Source organism: Streptomyces sp. YS-3 (assembly GCF_045257485.1).
Taxonomy (GTDB): Bacteria; Actinomycetota; Actinomycetes; order Streptomycetales; family Streptomycetaceae; genus Streptomyces.
The window spans coordinates 1-2,544 of the sequence record NZ_JBJHPC010000805.1 but is presented as its reverse complement, the minus strand read 5'-3'; the positions used below and the strand labels follow the sequence as shown (position 1 = coordinate 2,544).

At 69.3% G+C, this 2,544-nt stretch carries 1 protein-coding gene; it reads left to right on the top strand.

The features are described from left to right. Positions 1–422: 422 nt before the first annotated feature. On the top strand, positions 423–2,544 hold a 2,122-nt coding region (locus ACJA3G_RS34975; RefSeq protein ID WP_406557054.1), incomplete at its 3' end, for a molybdopterin oxidoreductase family protein.

The window sequence follows — 2,544 nt, the reverse complement described above, 5'->3', positions numbered from 1 at the left end:
CCTCGTCCCCTCGTCCCCTCGTCCCCTCGTCCATTGAGTCGTGGGCTCGACCTACGAGGGCATGGACTTCTTCTACGTAGGCGAAGTTTCCCTACGTAAGCAAGGTCTCCAACGGTTTCGACCTTCGTAGGTGAGCGTTCGGCCGTGCTCCTCACATCTGACCCGGGCACCTCGTGATGTCCGACATCGGAGGCGTGCCGCAGTCGCACACAGGTGCTCACAGCATCGGGGCGCGTTTAGTGTGGCCGACGTAACCACTCGTGATCGCCGCACGTGACATCGAAGTAACGGGCATTTCGTACGGTCGGAGCCCAAGGGATCCCGGCCGAGACGAGAGGGGACACCCGTTGACCGCACAGGGCACGCGGGCCGCCACCGACCAGGTGCGCACGGTCTGCTCGTACTGCGGTGTGGGCTGCGGGATGGTCCTCGACATCACCGTGGGGCCGGATGGCCGGCGCACGGTGCTCAAGGCCTCCGGCGACAAGGCACACCCCGCCAATTCCGGTCGACTGTGCACCAAGGGGGCGACGACGGCGGACATGCTGGCGGCTCCCGGGCGCCTGAGCACCGCGCTGGTACGGGGTGAACGGGGGGCGGAGCCGGTGCCGGCCGGGGTCGACGCGATGATCGCCGAGACGGCTGGCAGGCTGCGGGCGATCGTCGACGAGCACGGCCCGGACGCCGTCGCGCTGTATGTGTCGGGCCAGATGAGCCTGGAGGCGCAGTATCTGGCCAACAAGCTGACCAAGGGCTTCATCGGGACCAACCAGATCGAGTCCAACTCCCGGCTGTGCATGGCCAGTGCCGGCAGCGGCTACAAGCTGTCGCTCGGTGCGGACGGTCCGCCCGGCTCGTACCAGGACTTCGAGAAGGCCGACGTCTTCCTGGTCATCGGCTCCAACATGGCCGACTGCCACCCCATCCTCTTCCTGAGGATGATGGAGCGCGTCAAGGCGGGGGCGAAGCTGATCGTCGTCGACCCGCGCCGTACCGCGACCGCGGCCAAGGCCGACCTCTTCCTCCAGATCAAGCCGGGTACGGACCTCGCCCTGCTCAACGGTCTGCTCCACCTCCTTCAGGAGGGCGGGCACACCGACCCCGCGTTCATAGCCGCGCACACCGAGGGCTGGGACGCCATGGGCGAGTTCCTGGCCGACTACCCGCCCAGCTGCGTCGCCAAGACCACCGGCATCCCCGAGGACGACATCCGTACGGCGGCGCGGTGGATCGGCGAGGCCGGCGAGTGGATGAGCTGCTGGACCATGGGGCTCAACCAGTCCACGCACGGCACCTGGAACACCAACGCCCTGGTCAACCTCCATCTGGCGACAGGCGCGATATGCCGGCCGGGCAGCGGCCCGTTCTCGCTCACCGGCCAGCCCAACGCCATGGGCGGTCGCGAGATGGGCTACATGGGCCCTGGGCTGCCCGGCCAGCGCTCGGTGCTGGTCGACGACGAGCGGGCCTTCACCGAGGAGCTGTGGGGGCTGGAGCCGGGCACGCTGCGCACGGACGGGGCGGGGCTCGGTACGGTCGAACTGTTCCGGCGGATGGCCGACGGCGACATCAAGGCGTGCTGGGTGATCTGCACCAACCCGGTCGCCTCCGTCGCCAACCGGCGCACCGTCGTCGAGGGGCTGAGCGCGGCCGAGTTCGTCGTCGTTCAGGACGTGTTCGCCGATACCGAGACCACCGCCTACGCGGACGTGGTGCTTCCGGGCGCTCTGTGGACGGAGGCCGAGGGCGTCCTCATCAACAGCGAGCGCAACCTCACCCTCGCCCGGCAGGCCGTCGACCCGCCCGGCGAGGCGCTGCCCGACTGGCAGATCATCGCGCGCGTGGCGTGCGCGATGGGGTACGAGGAGGCGTTCACGTACGCCGGCCCCGAGGACGTCTTCGAGGAGATCAAGCGCGCCTGGAATCCGAAGACCGGTTACGACCTGCGCGGGGTCACCTACGAGCGGCTGCGCGCCACACCGGTGCAGTGGCCCGCCCCGACCGCCGAGGGACCCGACCGCAACCCGATCCGGTACGTGGCCGAGGACGGCGGCGGCCCGGTGTTCCCGACGTCGAGCGGGCGGGCCGTGTTCCACGCGCGCCCGCATATCCCGGCCGCCGAAATGCCCGACGACGACTTCCCGTTCGTACTCAACACCGGGCGGCTGCAGCATCAGTGGCACACCCTCACCAAGACGGGGAAGGTGGCCAAGCTCAACAAGCTCAACCCGGCGCCGTTCGTGGAGGTGCACCCCGAGGACGCCGAACGCCTCGGTATCAGCGAGGGCGACGGGGTGGAGATCGCCTCTCGGCGTGGCCGCGCGGTGCTGCCCGCCATAGTGACCGACCGGGTGCGGCCGGGCTGCTGCTTCGCGCCCTTCCACTGGAACGACCTGTACGGCACGGATCTGAGCATCAACGCGGTGACCAGCGACGCGGTCGACCCGATCTCGCTCCAGCCCGAGTTCAAGGTGTGCGCGGTGTCGCTGACGAAGGCGGCGGCAGAAGTGGCACGGCCCGTCATGCCGGGGACGGCGGCGGGGC